Raw genomic sequence first — 20,751 nt, 5'->3', positions numbered from 1 at the left:
ACGCCTGTTGGTGTATCGTTTTACCGGCGCTCGTACTCGGAAGGTGGACCGGTGGCCGTAACGATCCAGGAAGTGGCCAGGGCCGCGAACGTGTCACCCAGCACGGTGTCCAATGTGCTCAACGGCCGGGACAGCCGGATGCTGCCGGAGACCAAGGTGCGGGTCGAGCAGGCGATCGCCCAGCTGGGCTACCGGCCGAACCGGGCGGCCCGGCAGCTGCGTACCGGCCGGATCCAGATGCTCGGGTTGGTGGTGCCGTCGGTGGCCAACCCGTTCTGGGGCACTTTCGCGCAACTGGTGGAAAGTGTGGCACTGCGGTCGGGTTTTCGGGTGCTGCTGTGTAACAGTGAGCGAGATCCGCAACGCGAAGCCGAGTATTTGGAGGAACTCTGGGCCGACGGGGTGAGCAGCGTGCTGCTGTGCTCGTCGCTGCCCTCGATCTCCCACGTGCAGCCTTTTCTGGAGCGCGGCATGACGATCGTCGCTTTCGACCGAACCAGCCAGCTCGGCGATCCACCGTCCCTGACCAATGTCAGCGTCGACAACTCGCTCGGGGCGCAGCTTGCCACCAGCCACCTGCTGGAGCTGGGTCACCGCCGGCTGGCGTTCGTGTCCGGTCGGGTGCACAGCGTCAACCGCAAAGAACGGCTGGACGGTTTTCTGTCCACTGTGGACCGCGCCGGCATTGCCGCGAATGAGGTCCTGGTGTGGAAAGACAGCGGTTCTGGCCGGGCCGGAGATCTTGACGCTGCCGAGGTCGGCCGGGCGGCGGCCCGCGAGCTGTTGAGCCGCCCCTGCCCGCCGACGGCTTTTGTGGCTACTAATGACATGTTCGCGATCGGTGTTTGCGCGGGCGTAAGGGACGCCGGCTTGCGGGTGGGTGCTGACGTCTCGGTCGTCGGGTTCGACGACATCATGCTGGCCGATCTCACTTTCCCGGCGCTGACCACGATTCGGCAGCCGCTGCCGGGCATGGCCGCGGCGACCGTCGACTACTTGCTCGACGGCGCCGCTGGCCAACCGGGACAGTCCGTGCTGATGCGACCCGAACTCATCGTCCGGGCTTCCACCGGTCGATGTGCTACTGGTGAGTCACAGTGACCTGGTAGATGATGACCTCGCCGTAATTCGAGCTGCTGCACGGATCGGAGTTGCCGCAGTTCGCCTGGGTGTAAGCGCCGGCCTTGAAATAGTCGCTGGAACTGCTGTTGGCGATGGTCGTCTGCAGCACACCGTTGTAGTACGCCTGGATTTGGCCGCCGCTGGCCACGAATTTCGCCTCGAACTGGGTGCCCAGCTGGTAGTTGCTGGTGACCAGCTTGTGGTGCGTGGTGTTTCCGTCAGTGACGTAGAGATTCGTGCCCTCAAGCCGGAAAACCGTCACATCGTCGTCGGCGTCGTGGATCTGGCCGGCGACGACCTGCGGCTTGTCGTTTGGCAGGTGGGTGATCGCTTCGTCGATGACCATGGTGTGAGTGCCGGAGTCCGCTGACCAGCTCGCGTTTTCGGTCCCGTTGTTGGCCATTTCCCGCAACTCCGACCGCGGATAGCCGGAACCGCTGGTGGTGACACCGTTCACCGCGGCGCGGAACTGCACGCCGTGACAGCCGGAGGTAGGCACGAACCACGGCGACTTCACGTACGTCTTCAGCGCCGGCTGCTTGATTTCGGTCGGGCTGCCCGACGAACCAATGGGCAGGGTTTCCTTCCAGTTGGCCAAACTCAGCACATCTGCTGGATATTGGCAGGTCTGAGGATGATGTCCGGCGCTGGCCGGCGCGGTGGCGGTCGCGGACACCGCCGCGATGACGGCGCCCAGGACGAGAGTCCGCTGGACGTGGGCTCGGATGGTCATGGCAAGCGCCTTCCTGTGGTGGGGCGGATCCGCCGGACCGTGGCATCGGACCGCGCGACCGCGTCGACGATGGTCATTTCCTGGATGTCCAGTTGGACCTGGAAATCCCACCCGTCGTGCGTCCAGCTCACCAGATCCGGGGAGAGGTGGGCGGCATCGTCGGGTGTCTTTTCCAACGCGGAGCCGGGCAAAAGCAAGCTGACGAAACGCGCGGACCTGACCGGGCCCAGTTCTCGGCGCAGCGTGTGCAGCGTGCGGCCGACAGTGAGGCTCGGAGTGCTGGCGGTGGGGTTCGCACGTACGACAGTGTGGTCCGGCCGGATGATTCCCTGCTGAAACGTGGATAGCACGAGCGCGCCGGATCCATTGCGTACGACGAATCGGCCGTCCGACAGCGCGATCGTGGGCTGGTCGCTGTGCAGCAACCAGGTCCAGGTGCGTTCGCTCTCGGCGGCCAGGTCGTCGATGACGAGCAGACTTCCAGTCGGGCTGAACAAAATTTGGCGGGTCGCTCGTACCACTCCCAGCTCCGGTGGATACATCGCCGCGACCTCACCGACCGCGTGCACCCACCCTTGTTCGGTTTGTACGTCATAAACCCGCGCCAGGTGGCTTTCGGGCAGGTCGCGGTAGACGTGATAGCGGCCATCGCCGGCATAGCCGGTGCCGTCGACCAGCACGACATTGTGGTTCGACGTCAGTTTTTCGTTGGCATAGCCGTCTTCGACGACCAGCGGCGAGCCGTGTCCATTGAGGACGAACGTGTTGGCGTCTGGATGGTGGTGGCCGGCGTTGAGCGTTTCCCAGCCGCGCTCGGCCCACAGCCAGTGGCTTGTTTCCCAAGCGCTGTGGCCGCCGCCGGGGGAAGCTTTGAACGACAACGAAACGGCGTTGTCGTCCCAGCTCGTCCGGGCGGTGACCAAGCCCAGGTCCGGAAAGTACGCCGACAACGGCAGTTTGTCCGGCGGCTCAGCCGGCACGGTCGGGTCGTACCAGAGCAATTCCAGATAGCCCTCCGCGCGGACGCCTGGCTTCACCCCACTCTCGTGCCACTCGCGACCAAGGAAATGTTCCCGCACGTGCTCGGCCAGCCACTGCGCCTGCGGGATGCGATAGGCGCTCGCGAGTTTGTGGTAGAGCGCGAGGCTGTGGCCGCTGCGCCGGTCATGGCAGTCGCCGTGGTCGACGATGTGTTCCCAGCCAGGCAAACTTTGGTGCAGCCGGTAGAAAAATGTTCGGCGCAGGAAGGCGCAGGACTCGAAGAGGTCGACGCCGTCCTGGTCCGCGATCAAATCGAAAGCGATGGCGAGCCACGGCACGCCATAGCGCCAGTAGACAATTCCTTCGCTGTCCGACCCGTCGGCCGGCAACATCTTGGAAACTGTACGGAAGTTGTCCACCGCCCGCGCTGACCAGTCTTTCGCGGCCGGATGTTCGTCGCGCAACGCATAACCAGCGGTGAGCAGCCCGGCATAGCAGATCCAGTTGTGGTTTTGCCAGTACGAGGACGACCACCATTGACCCTCGGTTTCCACCGCGTACCGGTAGATGCGGTCCGCCTGCAGGATCAGCTTTTCCCGCAGGGCAGTTATTTCGGGCGCTGGCAGGGCATCGCGCAGCCAGTCGTACGCGAGGCCAAGCCCATGCAGCAGCCAGCCGGCGTCCAGGTCGTGGTCGGGCAGATGGGCCCGGCCCCAGTGCGGGTACGACACGGCCGCGGCGATCCAGCGGCGAGCTTGTGCGAGGAACTGCGGCTGGTCCGTCAACCGGTACGCCAGCGCGAAACCTGCCGAGGCCGGGCCAAGATAGGTGATGGATGCTTCCGGGTGCTCTTTCGGCGGATTCTCGGTGGTGTAATAGTCACACTGGTCAAGCAACCGGTGGAACTGGGCGGCTCGCGGGTCCCGGATTTCGGTGCGCAGCCTCGCCAGCCGGCCGTCGCCGAGCAGCAACTGGGGATCGGTCATCAGTCCCACTCTCTGTCCGCGACCGGCCAACGGACCGTGCCACCGTCAGAATGTCCGATGTGGACGATCAATCGACCGTCGGTCTGTTCGACCCGGAGCCCGGTGGCGGTTCGGGAATAGGCCGATACGAACACCGCTTGTCGGCCGAAAACTCGCCACCGCAGGTGCGGACGGGTCCGCTGCGGATCGTCCGCTGGGCCCAGGTCCGGGCCGGTGCCCAGCGCCGCCGCCGGGATGCTGGCGTGGTGTCCGGTCAGTCCGCCGTCGCCAGGCCACCAGGTTTGGTAGCCGATGGCGGTGTGTCGCACCTGGGTGTCCACATCGGACCGCAGGTGCAGGACGAAGTCGCGGTCCCGGTCAGCCGCCACTCGTACGACGTCGACCAGGTGTTCCGGGTCGGCCCGTACGTGCCGCTCGAACCGAACACCGGGATAGACCTCCGCGCTGGCACCGACCACAGTGGACGGTCCGGGCCGCCAGTAGAGCAGCTGGCCAGTCGCCTCGCGCTGGTCCGCCCCATCCACCGTGAGGGTAGGATGCGCGGCCGTGCGGCGGTAGTAGTCGCGCCTCAGTGAATGGGCGTAGGGCGGCACGCCGTACGCAGGCTGCCAACCGGCAGTCGGACCGTAAAGATAGAGCGCGAGTTTGCCCAGGTGGCCATGCGATCCGCCGTGCGGCCCGAAATCCAGGATCGCCCGGTAGCCGGTGCCGCTGAGCACGGCGTAGCCGGCGTCGGGAAACAGCCGGCTGGATCGGCCGGTTTTGGTCAGGTCGCCCAGATCATCACCGCCCAACCATCCGGCGGCTTCGGCTTCGCGCCAACTCTCCCCACTTTTTGGCCGAAGAAAGACCAAGCTGGGGGAGTGCGGGAGTTGTGCCGCCAACAGGCATAGCTCGGCTATCTCGTCGTCCCAGCGCGCGCCGCCGTACGGCGTGTCCTGCAAGGCCGGCAGCTGGCCGTTTTTGGTGGCCAGCACGGCGACCACCTCGATCATGTCGTGGAGGCGATGGGACAGTCCCGGTGGCAACGTCTCATGTGGACAGTCACGGATGGCCAGCAAATACGCTCGAAGCACGAAAACGTGATAGTACGTGCTGCCTTCCCATTCCCACCCGTCGCCGTTGATCGCCGCCGCCGCGTGTTCCCCGATGCCATAGGGCCCGGCCACCCAGTCGGCGGCCTCGTCGGCTTCGCCCAACAGAGCCAAAGCGTGACTCACGGACGCGCCCGCCGCGTTCAGCCAAGCTGTGTAGTTATGCCGAAAATCGCCCCGCTCGACCAGCAGTTGACGAGCCGAACGAGCACTTTCCCTGATGTCGCGGAGAAGTTCCGCCGCAGGCAGGAGCCGCTCGCGGTCGACGGTGCCGGCCAGGGTGTGCACGGCATGGGCCAGCGAGGTGCCCCAGATCGCTTCGGTCAGTGCCTGCTGGAAAAGTCGGCCGGACAGCATCCACCCCTGAGCGTCGGGATGGGTGGTCGCGCCGAGCCGTGCGTAAAGGTCCGCGTAGCGGTTCAGGCCGTCGATGGCGAGGTCGGCGGCCTCCCGGTCGCCGGCACGGGCCCGCACCGCGAGCCGCCGCAGTGACCGGGCCGCCGCCTGGTGCGCGAGAACCGCCCAGGCGCCGGTGTACGGCTCGCCGGTCAGCACACAGCCGTACGAGCAAGGGAAGGAATCGTTGTGTGCGGGCAGAAGTTCCACGCCGTGCACTGGGCACACGTACTCGTGCCACCAGCCGCCGGCCCGGTCTGGGATGGTCAGGTGGCGGCCAACGGCGCTCACCTGACCCACTGCGCTCCGGTCAGGTCGAGGGTCGCGCCGGACACGAATCCAGCCGCCGGCGAGCTCAGATAGACCACCGCGGCAGCGACATCCTCGGGCGTCCCGCCACGGCCGACCGGAATGCCCGCGACCATCGCCTTTTGCGCGTCCGCAGGCGTGAACGTGTCGTGGAAGGCAGTGCCGGCAATGAAGCCCGGGGCTACCGCGTTGACCGTGACGCCCTGTGGACCGACTTCTTTGGCCAGCGCCTTGGTAAACCCGACAACACCCGCCTTCGCGGCCGCGTACGCCGTCGCGCCGGCGCCGCCGCCGTTGTGGGCGGCCAGGCTCGCCATCGTGACGATCCGGCCGCGGCTTGCGATCAGACTGGGCAGTGCCGCCCGGCAGGTCAGGAAGGTGGAGGTCAGGTTCACGTCGAGCACCTGCTGCCAGTGGTCGTCGGTCATCTCGGCGACCAGCGCGCGGCCCACCAGGTGGCCGGCGTTGGTGACCAGAATATCCAGTCCACCAAGGAAATCGGTCGCATCGGAGACCAGGGTGCTGACCTCGGCGGAATCGCGTACGTCCGCTTGGAAGGTCTTGGCCCGGCGGCCGGCGGAAATGATCCGCGCGGCGGTGTCCTCGGCGCCGTCCTCGGACTGTCCATAGTGGATCGCCACGTCGGCGCCGGCGTCGGCCAGCGCCACCGCGATCGCTCGTCCGATGCCATGGCCAGCGCCGGTCACCAGCGCACGGGAGGCGGTCAGGTCAGCAGTCACTCGCAGTCTCCTTCACTTGAGGCCGGTGGTGGCCAGGCCGCGGACGAAATAGCGCTGCGTCAGCAGGAAAAGCACGATCATCGGCAGGCTGGCCAGGGTGGTGCCGGCCATCAGCAGGTTCCACTGGGTGCCGCCGCTCTCGCCGGCCTGTTTCAGCACGGTCAGGCCGACCTGGATCACCCGCAGGTCGTCGTGGGTGGTGACCAGCAGCGGCCAGAGAAAGTTGTTGAACGATTCCTGGAAAGTTAGTAGCGCCACCGTGACGAAGGCGGGTTTGACCAGCGGGCTGGCGATCTGCCCCCAGATCCGCCACTCGCCGAGCCCGTCGATGCGGGCCGCCTCCTCCAGTTCGTGCGGGATGGACAGGTAGAACTGCCGAAAGAGGAAAACCGCGAACGGGGTGACCGCGCCCGGCACGATGAGTGCCCACCAGGTGTTGATCCAGCCGGAGCCGCCCTCGCCGAGGATGTTGTTCCCGCCGAACAGCGGCATCAGCTTCACGATCAGGAACTGCGGCACGATCTTGGTGTAGGTGGGGATCATCAACATCGCCACGAAACCGAGGAAGACCACCTGTCGGCCGCGGAATCGGTAGCGGGCGAGGGCATAACCGGCCAGTGACGCCAATATCAGGTTCACCACGACGTGGCCCATCGCGATGATAATGCTGTTCCGGAAATAGAGATCGAAAGGAGCCGCCTGCATGGCGCTGGCATAGTTTCCGAGCTGCCAGCTCGATGGCAGCCACTGGGTCGGATATGCGGCCACCTCCTTGCTGGTTTTCAGAGAGGTGACGGCCATCCACAGAAACGGCAGGATCATCCCGGTCGCCGTAAGAACAAGCAGTGCATGGGTGGCGATCCGCAGCGGTCTAATCCTCATCGCGGCCTCCGGTGAGTGTGCGGTTGAGCAGCGTCAGCCCGAAGAGGAACACGAACAACACCACCGATTTCGCGCAGGCCAATCCCATTTGGAAGTTGACGAAGGCGCTTTTGTACACCTCGTACGTCATCATCGTGGTGGCGTTGGCGGGTCCGCCCTCGGTCAGCACGTACACCTGGTCGAAGACCTGAAAGGCGCTGATCACCGAGACGACGGCGACGAAAAACGTCGCTGGCCGCAGCATCGGGAGCGTGATGCGGCGGAATCGCTGCCACCCGTTCGCGCCGTCGAGCGCGGCCGCTTCGTACAGGTCCGCCGGGATGTTCTGCAGGGCGGCCAAATAGATCAGCATTTTGATCCCGATGCCCTGCCAGATGCCGACCACGATAACCGACGGCAGCGCGAACCCGGGATCGGCCAACCAGGCCGGGCCGGTGATGCCGAGCAACGCCAGCACCTTGTTGGCCAGCCCGTTCTGCGGGTCGTAGATCTGCAGCCACACCATCGCGACCGCCACGGTTGCGGTGACCTGTGGGAGAAAATACGCGGCGCGATACCAGGAGCGCGCCTGGATCTGCAGGTTGAGCAGAACCGCGAGGAAAACCGCGATCGCCATCGCCACCGGCACGGTGAAGAACGTGTAGACCGCGGTGTGCACGATGGAGGCTTGGAAAACCGGATCGGCGAACGCCGTCACGTAATTGCCGAGCCCGACGAACCGCAGTGGCTCCAGCACGCTGTAGTTGGTCACTGACAACACAAAAGTGGCCACTACCGGGACGGCGATCCAGATCAGCGCGTGCAGGCCCGCCGGCGCGACCATCAACCAGGCTGCCCGACGCTGGGTGGCGCTCACGCTGCCGCGCCGGCGGGGCCGGTCGACGGCGTCCCGGCGAATTTTCGGAAGCACTTGAAGCGCGGTCACCGAACCGCTATTTCTGGGCCGCGTTGGCGATCGCGGCGGTGGCTGTTTTCGCCAACGCGTCCAATGCCTGTTTCGGCGACTGCTGCCCGAGCAATGCGGCTTGTACGGCCGCTTTGAACTCGCTGCGGATCTGCAGCCAGGCCGGCGTCCCGCCCTCGTGCCGAGCGTATTTCAGGTTGGACAGGGCGAACTGGACCAGCGGATCGCCCTTCACGTACGGCGAGTCCAAACTGGACAGTTGTGCCGGCACGTTCCCGCGTTGTTGGCTCGCGGCCAGCGAAACGTCGGCGCTGCCGAGATAGCGGGCCAGTGCCTGGGCGGCCCAGGGGTGCTGCGACTGCGCCGAGACGCTCACCAGGGTGCCGCCGGCGAAAATCGACGGCTTGCTTTGGTCGAACAGGAAAGGCGCGAGCTGGTCCTTGGTTTCGGGATGGGTCTTGAGAATCGTCGGCCACCAGTTGTTATGAGCCACCGCCATCGCGGCTCGTCCGTCCGCGATCGGAAGCGATGTGGTTGTGGTGGAAGAGAAACCGGCGTCGATAACCTTGTCTTTGCGCTGCAGGTCGGTTAGCCACTGCAACGCGGCTACCCCGCGTTCGTCCTGGAAAGTCGGCTTCCCGGCGGTGAACAGCGCCCCGCCGAAGGCGAACAGGACGGTCTCGAACATCTGCCGGGTGTCCAGGCTGAGGAAGTCCAGGCCGGTACGGTTCAGCCGGCCGCCCTGCCGATCGGTGAGCTGCACGGCGTACTGCCGGATTTCGTCCAGTGTGGATGGCGGTTTGGTCAGGCCGGCCTTGCCGAGGAGGTCCTTGCGGTAGAGGCCCATCCGGCTGTCCAGCATCACCGGCAGCGCGTAGAGCTTGCCGCCATATCGGCAGGAATCCAGGATGTCGGCCGCGTACGTGCCAGTGCTGGGAGCCGGTGTGAGCTCGCGGAGCACGTTACGGGCCGCGAACGGCTCGACCCAGCCGACCCCCAGCATGAGCACGTCCGGCGGCGCGCCGCCGGCCAGCCCAGTGGTGATCTTGGCGTCGAGCTTGTCGTAGGTGGTGTAGTCGACGGACACGGTGACCTTGGGATACTGCTGCCGAAACTTGGGCAACAGCACTGACTCCAACAGATGTTTCCCATCCGTACCGTCGAAGATCGGCGTGAGCAGGGCGATCGAGCCCTCGGCCGGGCCGGTCTCGGCCGACCCCGGCTGGGATCCGGCTCCGCAGCCGGCCAGCCCCAGCGCGGTGAGCCCAGCTCCCGCGGTCAGCAGGCTCCGGCGCGACAACCCCACGGGCGTCCGGTCCATGGGCTCCGCCTTTCGCCGCCAGCCAGCGCCGCCGGTGCATCGATTTACCGCATGTTGGGTCCTGAGGCTAGGAGCCGCCGCACTCCCTGTCAATGGCTGTTCGACGGCAGGAAGATGCCAGCCGACCAACGACCCACGGCCGCCTCGCGGGGTCGCCACGACTGACCGGGCCACCGCTGTCGGCACCTTCGGGGACTGCGGGTTAATGTCGTTACACCGGGCCGAAACGGACACTTCGCTGGGTGTGTCAGCTCGCAGCTGCGGGAGGCACGGTCGCCCGCTGGCCATCTCCGGGCGCTGAGCAACTGCTGCCCGGCACAGCCACCGCGGGTGCGCGGACTCGGTGCGGTTCAGTGCTGGGCTCGGTGCTGAAGCACGGGCTCGTCGGAATTTTGCTGGTCTCGTAAGAGATCTTGGTGAGAGTGCCACGGTCGTGCAGCTTCATCGACTGCGGCACAATGTCCCGCACTCGGCGTCGACTGCGGGACATTGTGCCGCACTCGACACCGAGCATCGCGCGAACCCGACTTTGCCGAGGCCCTGCGGTGTCCGTCGTGTCACATGGTGATTTCCTCGTTGGCCATCACGCGGCGGACTTCGATGGGGGAGAAGGCGGCCTCCGGGAGGCGGGCGGCGATCTCGGCGGCGCGGTCGATGCTGGCGCAGTCGATCAGGTAATAGCCGGCGAGGACTTCCTTCGCCTCGGTGAACGGTCCGTCGGTCACCGCCGGAACGCCGGCGGCGGACACCCTTACCGTACGGGCGCCGATCGCGGTCAGCCCTTCGCTGCCGAGGTATTCGTCGGCCGCTGTCAGGTCTTTGATCACGTCCTGGTGCGCGGCCATCACCTGGTCGGCGCCGAGCTTGGACATCTCGCCCCACGTGCGGTCGTTTCCGTAGATGAGCAGCATGTATTTCACGTGGGTTCCTTTCGGTGCGGGACTTTCCCGACCAGTTTAAGGAGGTGGCATCCCGTCGTACCGGCCGGCAAAGGTTTTCGCTTGTCGCTCGGTGAACTCCGTCGACAAGGCGGGTTGTTCAGCCCGCTGAATTTCGCCGTCCAGTCGCCGACTCGTCAGAAACGAGTGAGTCGCATTCGTATCGGGCACCGTCAGCTGGCCGGGAAATGTCGCTGGTGCGCCGGTGTCCGCTATTCGTGGCATCGTCGCCGCGAGAGTGGCCGCCACCGCGGCGGCGCAAGTGATCAACATCGCCGCGAGAAACAGCAGTCGCCGCAAGGTTTGCTGCAGCCGCCACTGCGGGCGCGGTGGCGGCACGAACGGCACGGCGGTGGTTCGTCGATCTTGCGTCGGCGATTCGACGGGGCCGCCGAAATGACGGACGAATCCGGTTCCGACCGGTGGGATCGGTGCCAACGCGGAGCGAGAATGCAATTGCTCACTGTTCCGGATTCCTGCCGGCAGGAATCCGGTAGGGGCCTCTTGTTTGCCGTTCTGGGAAAATGTGCGCGGGCGCGGCCAACTGGTGTGTTCGGTCAACACGACCTGATGCAGGTTCTGTAACCGCGGTCCAGGTTCAACGCCGAGTTCAGCGACCAGAGTTCCGCGCGCTTCGGTGTACGCGGCGACTGAGTCGAGGAAGGGGTCGACGAAGGGGTCGCCAACATAGTCGGCGATGGGGTGACTGACGGGTCTGCGGGCCAGTGGAAGTTCGGCGTCGCGGTGGCGTCACCGGCCATCCGTACGAGCGCCGCCGCGCCGCCGATCTGGGTCAGGTAGGCGGCGTCGCTGACCTGGACGAAAAGCCCGCTGCCGTCGGTGAAACTGATCCTGGTCGGGGTCACCGCGGCCGGTTTCCCGCCGATCTGGGTGGTGGCCGCCGGGGTGTCCGGCGGCTGCTGCAACCCGACGCCGACATAGCCGGTGTCGCTGTTTGGCGGCATCGGCGGATCGTCGCTGCCGTAGAGCACCTCGACGACCCGGGTGGCCCACGATTTCGTCCCGATCGGGCTGATGGTGCCCACGACCTGCGTGCCGCCGAGCGCGGACGCCTTGATCTGGGCCGGCATCGGGACCGCGTCGTGCGCGCCCGGCCACACACTCAGCGCCACCTTGTACGCTCGGTCGCGGCTCGCGCTGGGGCCTCGCAGCGACACGAATCCCCAGGCCCCGGGCGCGTACTCCCAGGCCAGCTCGACCGCACCGGACCGGATCATCGGCGGGGCCAGCCAGCGCGCTCGATGGCCGTCCACCGAGTCGGCGGACTCGCCACCGGGGCTCCATTCCTGACCGTTGCGGTACGGGTACCAACCGGCCGCATAAAGGGTCACGGTCGCATCGGTGGCCGGCATCGCCTGGTCGTCGGCCGGCACCAGTTGGATGACCTGCCGATATCGGCCAGTCTCGTACGTGACCGGGGTGAAGCCGCCGGCCGAGCCGACGTGGAAGGCCTGGCGCCGTACGTCAAAACTGCCCGAATGGGCGGCCGGCGTGGGCGTCTGCGGCTGGTGCACCGCGAAGGCCACCCCGGCCACCAGCGCCACCACCGCGATCGCGCCGGCGATGGGCAGCGCGGCCTGCCGGACCCGGACCTGGCGGCGGCCGGATCGTACGGCCCGGCGCACGTCCACCGCGATCGGGCCGTCCGGCTCCGAATCGCGCAGCGACGACAGCAGTCGTACACCGTCTTGCTCGTCCTTATGGTCCACGCCGCTACCGCTCGTCCAACACGGCGACGGCTTGGTCGCCAAGCAGCTTGCGGAGTCTCTTGAGACCCTGCGCGGTTTGACTCGTGACGTTGCCTTCCGAACACTCCAGGACCCGGGCCACCTCGCTGACCGGCAGGTCGCAGAGGAAGCGGAGCACCAGCACGCGCGCTGCCGGGGCGCCACCCGGGACAGCGCGGTGTGCACGACCGCGCGCGTCTCCACATCCGGGGCCGGTGAGGTGGTGACGTTCGGGATGTCGTTAGGCGTGCCCACGAGTCGTACGCGCGCCCACGCCATCCGTTGCTCGTTGAGGAACGTCCGGACAACCATGGTGCGGACGTACGCGTCGAGGTTCTCCGCGGACTTCGCGCGTTGCCAGTGGACGAAGAGCTTGGTGATCGCGGTCTGTGTGACGTCCTCGGCGCGATGGGTGTCCCGGCAGAGCAGAAAGGCCAGCCGGCGAAGCCAGGGCAGCGCGGACGTCACGTAGTCCACATAGTCCTGCTCGTCGTCGGCCCGCACGGCCCTCCGCTCTTCGCCGATATCCGCAGACCACAAGATATCGGCGAACGCCGGAACAATCGCATTTGTCATACGACTCGCACTTTCCAGAACACCACACCGCCGGCCGTACGGCCAGGGCCCAGCAGCTGCTCGATGGTCTTCTGCAAGGCGGCGTCATTCTCGTACGGCGGCAGCACGACCAGATCGGCTCCCCAGTAGGCGAAGTCCTGTTGGGCGTTCAGCCGATCCTGGTCGGTGATGATGGCGACCTGGCCGCTGTCCCGAACCCGGCGCAGCAGTTCGGTGGTGGGCCGCGGCGCTGGGCCGTAAGAGCCCTGCCGGGTGCCGTCCCATGGTCCGACGAAGTAGCCCTCGGGCAACGCGAAACCGAGGCCGGCCTCGATTTGCCAGTGCGCGGCCCGCATGTCCGTCGGCTCCGGAGTCGGGACCGTGATGATCACTGGGAGCTTCTTCCCGGCCGGCACGTACTGGCGCCAGATGCCCTGGCTGAAGAACGCCGGCGTGGGCGCGTGTGTGGTCGCGAGCAGCGGGATCGGGAAGATCGGCACCAGCGCGGCGGCGAGGGCGATCGACCAGACGACCTTGATCCGGTTCGTCCGGGCAAGCATCAGATCGGTGGCGACCGCCAGCAGGATCCCGATCGTCGGTACGCAGATCATCGTCAACCGGGAGTCCAGCATGGACTCGAAGAGCGGCAGGTGGCCGAGGATCGCCCAGGGCATCGGAATGCCGGTGTCGTGGCCGTGCACCGCCACTGTCGCTCCCAGCGACAGCACGGTGATCGCGAGGGTCGTCAGCACCAGCGCCCGGGCGGCCAGCACCCGCCACACCAGCACCGCCACCACCAGGAACACGATGACCAGCGGCCAGCCGAAAAAGGAGTTCTCCTCGGTCGGGTACGCGTACGCCAGCGCGGTCGGATGGTCGCCGGCCAACGCGCGGCTGGGGAAGGTCACCAACGCCGCGAGGTCGTTGCCGTAGTTGCCGTGCTGCAGGCTGTCGTAGCTCTGCGGGCCGGCGAACTGGAACCACAGCGGGTAGGCGACCAGCGGTACGAAGACCGCGAGCGAGATGCCGATCCCGGGCAACAGCTGGCGGGCGGACGCCCAGGCGTCCCGTGGCCGTACGACGGCGTACGCGACCGCGAAGACGGCTATGCCGAGCGCGGCCATCAGCAGGGCTTCCTCGCCGAGGAAGAGCTGGTAGGTCACCAGCAGGCCGAGAATGACGCCGTTGCGGATCCTGTGCTCGCCGGTACGCATCTTCAGCAGCTGCCCGATGATCAGCGGCAGCACGAAAAAGACGGCCAGGTTCGGGTGGGCGTTGGCGTGCGAGACGATCGGCGGTGCGAAGCCGGCGAAGGCCGCGCCAATCGCCGCCGGTACCGGTGAGATGCCCAGGTGGCGGACCATCAGCCAATACCAGCAGCCGGCCGAGGCGGCCATGCCCAGCGTCAGCACCAGCGCCCAGGTGATCGTCGGACCGAAGATCAGGGTGACCGGCGCCAGCGGGATGGACAGGCCGAACATCGCCGTGTTGGCCATCATGTTCACTCCGAGCGGATGGCCTTGCAAGGTGCTGAGCAGCAGGTTGTCGCCGTGGGTGAGAGCGCGCGCGGTCACTGCGAAGAACCACTCCCAGTCGTACTGGTCCTGGCTGCTGGTCGTCAGATAACCGTCGCCGTGCGAGAGGATCCCGGCCCACAGGCCGCTGAACAGGTAGCAGGCCAACACCACGTACACCCCAACGAACGTGGCGTGGATCGGCCAGCGGCGCCACGCCGGCAGCCGGACCGGCTCGGCCTCCGCGGTGGCGGGCGGGCTGTCGACCGTCACAGCTTCTTCCCCCGGTGCGCCAGTCGTACGCGTACGACGTCCATAAGGACTCGGAGATAGTCCAGCGGCCGGACCTTCGACCCGGGCTGGTGCGCCCATCGCACCGGCACCTCGGAGATGGTCCAGCCGAACTGCCGGAACAGCCGGAGGATCTCGACGTCGAACCCCCAGCCGTCGATGACTGACAGCGCGAAGACCTGGCGGGCCTTGTCCCCGTCGAACATCTTGAAGCCGCATTGGGTGTCCGCGATGCCGGGCACCGCGAGCAGTTGGATCAGCCGGTTGCCCAGGCGCCCGAGCCACACTCGTACGCGCCGCTGGCTGACCTCGATCAGGGCCTGCTGTCCGGCTCGGGAGCCGATCGCCGCGTCGAAACCACTGTCGAGCTCGGCCCGCAACACCGCGATCTCCTCGATCGGGGTAGCCAGGTCGGCGTCGCAGTAGAGGACGCGCTTTCCGTGCGAGGCGAGGATGCCGCGGCGTACGGCATCGCCCTTGCCCTTGTTCTGGTCCGCGCGCAGCACTTTCACCCGCGGATCCGTGCTGGTCAGTCGCTCGACCAAGGCCGCGGTGCCGTCGGTTGATCCGTCGTCGGCGACGATGACCTCCCACGCCACACCTGACGCGTTCAGGTGGCGGTGCACCGCGGCCAGGCTGGTGCCCAACCGGTCCTGCTCGTTGTACGCCGGGATGATCACCGAAAGATCGATGACCTGCGCCTGGACCGGCGGTTGCGCGGAGACCGGCTGGTTCGCCGGGGTCGGGCTATGCATGGGCCGGAGGCTTACGCTTTGGCTCATACTTCCCTGACACCGACGACCACCCGGCGCGTTGTATGACCTGGGTCACATTTTTGCCGCGGCTGGCCGCACCCGGAAAAAAGCCGCCCTCGGACTCGGGAGTCCTCGGCGGCGCGGACGTTCTCGCTGAGCGCGCACTCACCGGCAAGATGCTGCCAGACTCGGCGCAAACTGCCACCGCCGGCGCGCGCGCTCTGCCTCTTTGGCACTTGGATGAGCCAGCTGCTTGCTTCGTACTCAGATGAGCCAGTTCTCTGGAGGCTCAGATGAGCCAGTGGCCGGAGGCCATGACGACCCGCTCGCGCATTTCCGAGCGGTCCCGCCAGGCGAGCACCCGGCGCGGCTTCAGAACGAGGTAGACGCAGCCAGGGACCCGGCTGGGATGCAAGGGCAACCGCACTGCTTCTGGGGTGACATTGGCGGTCGCGGGGAGTACGCAGAGGTCGCCGTCGATCAGGACGACGTCGGTGGGGGAGCCGAGCGCCAGCCGGGCCCGGCCGCCGTTGCGTACCGTACGAGCGGCCTCTTTGGTCGACATGACGATCTGGCTGCCGTCCCAGACATAAGCGAGCGGCACCAGGTGCGGTCCGCCGGCCGAGTCCGCGGTGGCGAGCCAGCCGTTTCGTTCGGTGCGAAGCATTTCCAGGACGTCGGCCTTGCGCTGGGCGAGCGGGCGGACCGGGGCGCCGGTCTGGCCGCGCTGAGTCTGGGTCACGAATCTCCTTCGGTCAGTGGAAAGTCAGCGCCACCGCGAGGGCCGCGAAAGCGACCAGCGCGAAGGACGTACGGGCGAGGTTCCAGCGGCCCCAGGACCGCCGCGGGTCGTGCCAGCCGGCCGGCACCTCGTCGAGGGCTTTCACCCGTTTGTTGATAGGTACGTTCCGGGTCTGCGACACGATGGACACGCCGACCAGGAAAACCGCTGCCAGCACGAAAAGTGCCCGCGCCGGTGGGCGGCCGTCGAGCACCGCGAGGATGACGGCCAGAACGGTCGAACTGACCACGATGATCGGCATCATCGGGTCGTACGCGCGGCCGATCAGTTTGTGGGCGGCCACGTACTGTTCCGGCGACATCGCCTGCAGCGCCGGCCAAACGCCGACCGCGTGGGTGAAAAGGACACCGGCGGCGATGCCGCTGGTCACCAGCACCAGGGTGCCCAGGGTCTGTACGAGCATGCTTCTTCCCTCCGATTTCGCCGCAGCGTGACAGAAATCCCTTGAGCCGCCCTAGAGAACGGACCTTCTAGTGGCGTGCGAGCGGGGTTCAAGGGTGGCCGGGAATGGTGCGGAAACGACAGACGTGCCGAAAGGAGTCCTTGGTGACCGCCACGCGCCCCACTGAGCTCGCCCAGAAGATCGCCGCCGCTGACATCGCGCCGAACCGGCGCCGCGGTGGCGACATCCGTGTCCTGCTCAGCCCGAAAACCGTCGGGTCCACCTCGGGTTTCATGGGCACCCTCAGGCTGGAACCGGCGGAGTTCGTCGCCGAGCACTACCACCCGTATTCCGAGGAATTCCTCTATGTGGTGAGTGGCCACATCACCGTCCGACTGGACGGCCGGCCGGTCGACCTCGGTCCGGGGGAGGCCATGATGGTGCCGATCAAAACCAGGCACCGGGTGGAAAACCACGCAGACGAGCCGGCCCAGGTGGTCATTCACCTCGGGCCGCTCGCACCCCGGCCGGAGCTGGGTCACGTGGACACCGAGCCGCTGCCCGGTGGCCACGAACCGATCCAGGCCGTCGGGGAGGTCCGGTGATCCGGCGCCGCGTCGCCGTCACCGGCATTGGCGTGATCGCTCCCGGTGGCATCGGCCGGAAGGCTTTTTGGAGCCTGCTCACCGAAGGTCGGACGGCGACCCGGCCCATCACGCTTTTCGACGCGACCGGTTTCCGGTCCCGGATCGCCGCCGAGTGCGACTTCGACCCGGCCGCGGAAGGCCTGTCCCCGCAGGAAATTCGCCGGATGGACCGGGCCGCGCAACTGGCCGTGGTGAGCGCCCGGGAGGCGCTCGCCGACAGTGGCTTGGAAACTCTCGTACCGGCCCGAACGGCGGTCACCCTCGGCAGCGCGGTCGGCTGCACGATGGGACTGGAAGAGGAATACGTCGTCGTCAGTGACACCGGCCGGAACTGGCTGGTGGATCACTCGTACGGCTCCCCGCATCTTTACCGCTATCTGGTGCCGAGCTCGCTGGCTGCCGAAGTGGCCTGGGTCGCCGGCGCGCAGGGTCCCGTTTCGCTTGTTTCCACTGGATGTACGTCCGGGCTGGACGCCATCGGCTACGGTGCCCGGTTGATCGCCGAGGGTTCGGCCGACGTGGCGTTGTCGGGCTCCACCGACGCACCTATCTCGCCGATCACAGTCGCGTGTTTTGACGCTATCAAGGCGACTTCAGCGAACAACGAGGATCCGGCGCACGCCTCCCGGCCCTTCGACGGTGAGCGCGACGGCTTCGTCCTCGGCGAGGGCTCCGCTGTTCTTCTTCTGGAGGAATGGGAAAGTGCTCAGGCCCGCGGTGCACATATCTACTGCGAGGTTTCCGGCTATGCGACGCGGAGCAACGCCTACCACATGACGGGGTTGAAGCCGGACGGCCGGGAAATGGCCGAGGCGATTCGAATCGCTTTGAACGCGGCGAAACTCGACCCGACCAGTGTGTCGTACCTCAACGCGCACGGCTCCGGCACCCAGCAGAACGACCGGCACGAGACCGCCGCTTTCAAGCGCAGCTTGGGAAATCACGCGTACGAGGTGCCAGTGAGCTCGATCAAGTCGATGGTCGGTCATTCGCTTGGTGCGATCGGGTCGATTGAGATCGCCGCTTCCGCGCTCGCCATCGAGCACGGCGTGGTGCCGCCCACCGCCAACCTGCACAACTCGGACCCGGAATGCGATCTGGACTATGTCCCGCTGGTCGCTCGCGAGCATCGTACGGACGTGGTCCTGAGCGTCGGCAGCGGATTCGGCGGCTTCCAGACCGCGATGGTTCTGCGGGCACCGCAAGGGAAAGCGGCATGACCAGCCGGGCCCTGATCACCGGCATCGGCGTGCTCGCGCCGACCGGGCTCGGCCACGACGACCACTGGGCGGCGACGCTGCGCGGCGAGACCGCGATCGGTCCGCTGCAGCGCTTCGACCCGTCGACGTACCCGATCCGACTGGGCGGCGAAGTGCCGGGTTTCGTGACCAAGGACCGGGTTCCCGGCCGGCTGGTGCCACAAACCGACCACTGGACCCATCTAGCCCTGGCCGCCACCGATCTTGCCTTGCTGGACGCCGATATCCGGCCCGCCGAGCTGCCCGAATACGAAATGGCGGTGGTGACCGCGAGCTCGTCCGGCGGGGTTGAATTCGGCCAGCGGGAAATCGAGCGGCTGTGGGCCAACGGACCGCGGCACGTCGGTGCGTACCAGTCGATCGCCTGGTTTTACGCGGCGACGACAGGACAAATCTCGATCCGCCATGGAATGCGCGGGCCGTGCGGGGTGGTGGTGGCCGAGCAGGCCGGCGGGCTGGAGGCTTTCGCTCAGGCTCGCCGGGTGCTCGACGACGGCGCCCGGATCGTGGTCAGCGGCGGCACCGACGCGCCTTTCAGCCCGTATGGACTGACCTGCCAGCTCAGCAACGGCCGACTCAGTCGGATCGACGATCCGGATCGCGCGTACCGGCCTTTTGATGGTGAGGCGGCCGGCTATGTGCCCGGCGAGGGCGGCGCGATCGTGATTGTCGAGACGCCCGCGTCGGCGGCCGAGCGGGGTGTGCCCGGGTACGGCGAGATTGCCGGCTATGCGGCCACTTTCGACCCGCCACCGTGGACCGGGCAACCGTCCGCGTTGCGCGCCGCGATCCAGGGCGCGCTGCGCGACGCCGAGCTGGATCCGTCCGAGGTCGACGCCGTTTTCGCTGACGCCGCTGGCGATCCGGATCTCGACGCGGCCGAAGCCGCCGCCATTTGCGCGGTATTCGGCGCGTACGCGGTGCCGGTGACCGCCCCGAAAACGATGACCGGCCGTCTTTACGCCGGCGGTGCGCCGCTGGATCTGGTCGATGCCCTGCTGTCCATTCGCGACGCCGTGCTGCCGCCCACCATCGGCGTCCGGACTTTGTCGCCGGACTGCCGAATCGACCTGGTTCGCGACCGCCGTCGCCAACTGCCGGTTCGGACGGCACTGATTATCGCCCGCGGATACGGCGGATTCAACGCGGCTCTGGTCGTACGTGCCTGCCAGGTTCCCACCAAAAGGAGCAGCTGATGTCTGAACGTACGCTCACCGAGCTCAGGGAGCTCATGATTGCCAGCGCCGGAGTCGGTGAGGATGAGCTGCGGCTGGGCGGCGACATTCTCGACACGCCGTTCACCGACCTGGACCTGGATTCGTTGGCCGTACTGGAAATCGCCAGCCGGGTCGAGCGGGACTGGGGCGTGTCGGTGTCCGACGCCGTCGCCAACGGTTTCAAGACACCCCGCATGGTCCTGGACTTTGTCAACAACCGCACGGCGGTGCGGTGATGGCCGCCGGACACACCGAAAGCTCGGTCGTCATCGACGCACCCATCGACGTGGTCTGGGAAATGACCAACGACGTCACCTCTTGGCCCAACCTCTTCACCGAGTACGCCGAAACCGAGGTGTTGTCCCAAGATGGGAACACCGTTCGCTTTCGACTGACGATGCACCCCGACGCCAACGGCAACAAGTGGAGCTGGGTGTCCGAGCCAGTCATGGATCCGGTGGCCCGTACGGTCCGCGCTCAGCGGATCGAAAAGGGATGGTTCGAAGAAATGGACATCTACTGGAACTATCGCGAAGTTGACGGTGGCACCCAGCTGAACTGGATGCAGGATTTTCAGATGCGGGCCGACTCGCCGGTGTCTGTGGAGCAGATGACCGAGCGGATCAGTGGGAACTCGCCCGTACAAATGGCCGCTATCAAGGCGAAAATCGAAAGCGCGTCGGTTTCGAGATGACCGTTTTCCTGCTGCCGATCGCGTTGTTGGCTATTGGTCTGTCGGCAGGCACGCTGGTGGGCACGACGATCGGCGTCGTGCCGTTCTATCACACGCTGCCCGCGAGCGATTACGTACGCGCACATGCTTTCGCGGCCGGTCGGTACGATCCGTTCCAACCGGCGTGTTTGCTGGTGACGGTGGTCGCGGACGTACTCGTCGCGATCACCGCACCGGTGCCGGCAGGTCGGGTGCTGGCTGGAGTCTGCGCCTTGTTGGCGGCCTCGGTGGTGACGGTTTCGGTGACCCGTAACGTGCCGGTGAACCGGTGGCTTCGATCGCTGGACCCGGAGCAGCTGCCGACGGACTTCGCCGACCGGGATCCGCGCGCGTACTGGACGAAATGGAACCAGGTGCGAACCGCGCTCGCGGTGCTCGCGCTGCTCGGCAACGTCATCACCGCCGGCCTGCTGATCTGACCTTCGACGAGAGGTTTCCTGCG

Annotated in this window: 21 protein-coding genes; 7 read left to right on the top strand and 14 right to left on the bottom strand. The window is 66.6% G+C overall.

The features are described from left to right. Nucleotides 1-51 precede the first annotated feature (51 nt). The gene (locus ABD301_RS07305) at nt 52-1,101 is read left to right on the top strand and encodes a LacI family DNA-binding transcriptional regulator (protein ID WP_344308327.1); all 1,050 of its coding nucleotides are present in this window, start codon (nt 52-54) and stop codon (nt 1,099-1,101) included. On the opposite strand, the gene ABD301_RS07300 is transcribed toward ABD301_RS07305, so the two are convergent. The 14 genes from ABD301_RS07300 to ABD301_RS07235 form a co-directional block, all read right to left on the bottom strand. Beyond that, on the bottom strand, nt 1,082-1,855 hold the full coding sequence (locus ABD301_RS07300) for a polysaccharide lyase family 7 protein (protein ID WP_344308325.1): 774 nt from the start codon (nt 1,853-1,855) through the stop codon (nt 1,082-1,084). The genes ABD301_RS07305 and ABD301_RS07300 overlap by 20 nt on opposite strands. Continuing rightward, on the bottom strand, nt 1,852-3,822 hold the full coding sequence (locus ABD301_RS07295; RefSeq protein ID WP_344308323.1) for a heparinase II/III domain-containing protein: 1,971 nt from the start codon (nt 3,820-3,822) through the stop codon (nt 1,852-1,854). Before ABD301_RS07295 ends, ABD301_RS07300 begins: the two co-directional genes overlap by 4 nt. Then, nucleotides 3,822-5,603 carry a heparinase II/III domain-containing protein gene (locus ABD301_RS07290; RefSeq protein WP_344308321.1) on the bottom strand — a complete coding sequence of 594 codons (1,782 nt, stop codon included), beginning with the start codon at nt 5,601-5,603 and terminating at the stop codon, nt 3,822-3,824. The genes ABD301_RS07295 and ABD301_RS07290 overlap by 1 nt, the downstream gene beginning before the upstream one ends. Next, a complete protein-coding gene (locus tag ABD301_RS07285) occupies nt 5,600-6,361 on the bottom strand; it encodes an SDR family NAD(P)-dependent oxidoreductase (protein WP_344308319.1) in 762 nt (253 codons plus the stop codon). Before ABD301_RS07285 ends, ABD301_RS07290 begins: the two co-directional genes overlap by 4 nt. 12 nt (nt 6,362-6,373) lie before the next feature. Then, nucleotides 6,374-7,243, bottom strand: coding sequence for a carbohydrate ABC transporter permease (locus ABD301_RS07280; RefSeq protein ID WP_344308317.1), 870 nt, complete (start codon nt 7,241-7,243; stop codon nt 6,374-6,376). After that, complete coding sequence (locus ABD301_RS07275) at nt 7,233-8,168, bottom strand: carbohydrate ABC transporter permease (protein ID WP_344308315.1); 936 nt, start codon at nt 8,166-8,168, stop codon at nt 7,233-7,235. Before ABD301_RS07275 ends, ABD301_RS07280 begins: the two co-directional genes overlap by 11 nt. A gap of 7 nt (nt 8,169-8,175) precedes the next feature. Next, complete coding sequence (locus tag ABD301_RS07270) at nt 8,176-9,468, bottom strand: ABC transporter substrate-binding protein (protein ID WP_344308313.1); 1,293 nt, start codon at nt 9,466-9,468, stop codon at nt 8,176-8,178. A 557-nt stretch (nt 9,469-10,025) separates the two neighbouring features. Beyond that, the gene (locus tag ABD301_RS07265) at nt 10,026-10,379 is read right to left on the bottom strand and encodes a YciI family protein (protein ID WP_279579045.1); all 354 of its coding nucleotides are present in this window, start codon (nt 10,377-10,379) and stop codon (nt 10,026-10,028) included. 45 nt (nt 10,380-10,424) lie between these two features. After that, nucleotides 10,425-11,027: a hypothetical protein gene (locus ABD301_RS42325; RefSeq protein ID WP_425551899.1), complete on the bottom strand. Its 603-nt coding sequence runs from the start codon at nt 11,025-11,027 to the stop codon at nt 10,425-10,427. Next, the gene (locus tag ABD301_RS07255) at nt 10,964-12,730 is read right to left on the bottom strand and encodes a sigma factor (protein ID WP_344308309.1); all 1,767 of its coding nucleotides are present in this window, start codon (nt 12,728-12,730) and stop codon (nt 10,964-10,966) included. Before ABD301_RS07255 ends, ABD301_RS42325 begins: the two co-directional genes overlap by 64 nt. After that, the gene (locus ABD301_RS07250) at nt 12,727-14,496 is read right to left on the bottom strand and encodes a glycosyl transferase (protein ID WP_344308307.1); all 1,770 of its coding nucleotides are present in this window, start codon (nt 14,494-14,496) and stop codon (nt 12,727-12,729) included. Before ABD301_RS07250 ends, ABD301_RS07255 begins: the two co-directional genes overlap by 4 nt. Continuing rightward, the gene (locus ABD301_RS07245; RefSeq protein WP_279578992.1) at nt 14,493-15,269 is read right to left on the bottom strand and encodes a dolichyl-phosphate beta-glucosyltransferase; all 777 of its coding nucleotides are present in this window, start codon (nt 15,267-15,269) and stop codon (nt 14,493-14,495) included. The genes ABD301_RS07250 and ABD301_RS07245 overlap by 4 nt, the downstream gene beginning before the upstream one ends. 289 nt (nt 15,270-15,558) lie before the next feature. Then, complete coding sequence (locus tag ABD301_RS07240) at nt 15,559-16,011, bottom strand: pyridoxamine 5'-phosphate oxidase family protein (RefSeq protein WP_344308305.1); 453 nt, start codon at nt 16,009-16,011, stop codon at nt 15,559-15,561. A 13-nt stretch (nt 16,012-16,024) separates the two neighbouring features. Next, nucleotides 16,025-16,474 carry an anthrone oxygenase family protein gene (locus ABD301_RS07235; protein WP_163566675.1) on the bottom strand — a complete coding sequence of 150 codons (450 nt, stop codon included), beginning with the start codon at nt 16,472-16,474 and terminating at the stop codon, nt 16,025-16,027. Nucleotides 16,475-16,617: 143 nt separating this feature from the next. Here ABD301_RS07235 and ABD301_RS07230 point away from each other — a divergent pair, with 143 nt between their 5' ends. The 6 genes from ABD301_RS07230 to ABD301_RS07205 are packed head-to-tail and all read left to right on the top strand — an operon-like array spanning nt 16,618 to nt 20,728. Continuing rightward, nucleotides 16,618-17,058, top strand: coding sequence for a cupin domain-containing protein (locus ABD301_RS07230; protein WP_279578993.1), 441 nt, complete (start codon nt 16,618-16,620; stop codon nt 17,056-17,058). Further along, nucleotides 17,055-18,320 carry a beta-ketoacyl-[acyl-carrier-protein] synthase family protein gene (locus ABD301_RS07225; RefSeq protein WP_344308300.1) on the top strand — a complete coding sequence of 422 codons (1,266 nt, stop codon included), beginning with the start codon at nt 17,055-17,057 and terminating at the stop codon, nt 18,318-18,320. Before ABD301_RS07230 ends, ABD301_RS07225 begins: the two co-directional genes overlap by 4 nt. After that, nucleotides 18,317-19,555, top strand: a complete 1,239-nt coding sequence (locus ABD301_RS07220; protein ID WP_344308298.1) for a ketosynthase chain-length factor — start codon at nt 18,317-18,319, stop codon at nt 19,553-19,555. Before ABD301_RS07225 ends, ABD301_RS07220 begins: the two co-directional genes overlap by 4 nt. After that, on the top strand, nt 19,555-19,812 hold the full coding sequence (locus ABD301_RS07215; RefSeq protein ID WP_163566677.1) for an acyl carrier protein: 258 nt from the start codon (nt 19,555-19,557) through the stop codon (nt 19,810-19,812). The genes ABD301_RS07220 and ABD301_RS07215 overlap by 1 nt, the downstream gene beginning before the upstream one ends. Then, nucleotides 19,812-20,270, top strand: coding sequence for an SRPBCC family protein (locus ABD301_RS07210; RefSeq protein WP_344308296.1), 459 nt, complete (start codon nt 19,812-19,814; stop codon nt 20,268-20,270). The genes ABD301_RS07215 and ABD301_RS07210 overlap by 1 nt, the downstream gene beginning before the upstream one ends. Continuing rightward, on the top strand, nt 20,267-20,728 hold the full coding sequence (locus tag ABD301_RS07205; protein ID WP_344308294.1) for an anthrone oxygenase family protein: 462 nt from the start codon (nt 20,267-20,269) through the stop codon (nt 20,726-20,728). Before ABD301_RS07210 ends, ABD301_RS07205 begins: the two co-directional genes overlap by 4 nt. The last annotated feature ends 23 nt before the right edge of the window (nt 20,729-20,751 follow it).

Source organism: Fodinicola feengrottensis (assembly GCF_039530045.1).
Lineage (GTDB): Bacteria > Actinomycetota > Actinomycetes > Mycobacteriales > HKI-0501 > Fodinicola > Fodinicola feengrottensis.
Note: the sequence above shows the minus strand (reverse complement) of the source record. Positions and strands in the feature narration are given on the sequence as shown.

What these genes read in the sequence shown, in the direction of transcription:
- ABD301_RS07300 (WP_344308325.1), bottom strand. Translation starts at nt 1,855, where the DNA reads ATGACCATCCGAGCCCACGTCCAGCGGACTCTCGTCCTGGGCGCCGTC.
- ABD301_RS07280 (WP_344308317.1), bottom strand. Translation starts at nt 7,243, where the DNA reads ATGAGGATTAGACCGCTGCGGATCGCCACCCATGCACTGCTTGTTCTT.
- ABD301_RS07205 (WP_344308294.1), top strand. Translation starts at nt 20,267, where the DNA reads ATGACCGTTTTCCTGCTGCCGATCGCGTTGTTGGCTATTGGTCTGTCG.
- ABD301_RS07265 (WP_279579045.1), bottom strand. Translation starts at nt 10,379, where the DNA reads ATGCTGCTCATCTACGGAAACGACCGCACGTGGGGCGAGATGTCCAAG.
- ABD301_RS07235 (WP_163566675.1), bottom strand. Translation starts at nt 16,474, where the DNA reads ATGCTCGTACAGACCCTGGGCACCCTGGTGCTGGTGACCAGCGGCATC.
- ABD301_RS07220 (WP_344308298.1), top strand. Translation starts at nt 18,317, where the DNA reads ATGACCAGCCGGGCCCTGATCACCGGCATCGGCGTGCTCGCGCCGACC.
- ABD301_RS07245 (WP_279578992.1), bottom strand. Translation starts at nt 15,269, where the DNA reads ATGCATAGCCCGACCCCGGCGAACCAGCCGGTCTCCGCGCAACCGCCG.
- ABD301_RS07295 (WP_344308323.1), bottom strand. Translation starts at nt 3,822, where the DNA reads ATGACCGATCCCCAGTTGCTGCTCGGCGACGGCCGGCTGGCGAGGCTG.
- ABD301_RS07210 (WP_344308296.1), top strand. Translation starts at nt 19,812, where the DNA reads ATGGCCGCCGGACACACCGAAAGCTCGGTCGTCATCGACGCACCCATC.
- ABD301_RS07215 (WP_163566677.1), top strand. Translation starts at nt 19,555, where the DNA reads ATGTCTGAACGTACGCTCACCGAGCTCAGGGAGCTCATGATTGCCAGC.
- ABD301_RS07255 (WP_344308309.1), bottom strand. Translation starts at nt 12,730, where the DNA reads ATGACAAATGCGATTGTTCCGGCGTTCGCCGATATCTTGTGGTCTGCG.
- ABD301_RS07270 (WP_344308313.1), bottom strand. Translation starts at nt 9,468, where the DNA reads ATGGACCGGACGCCCGTGGGGTTGTCGCGCCGGAGCCTGCTGACCGCG.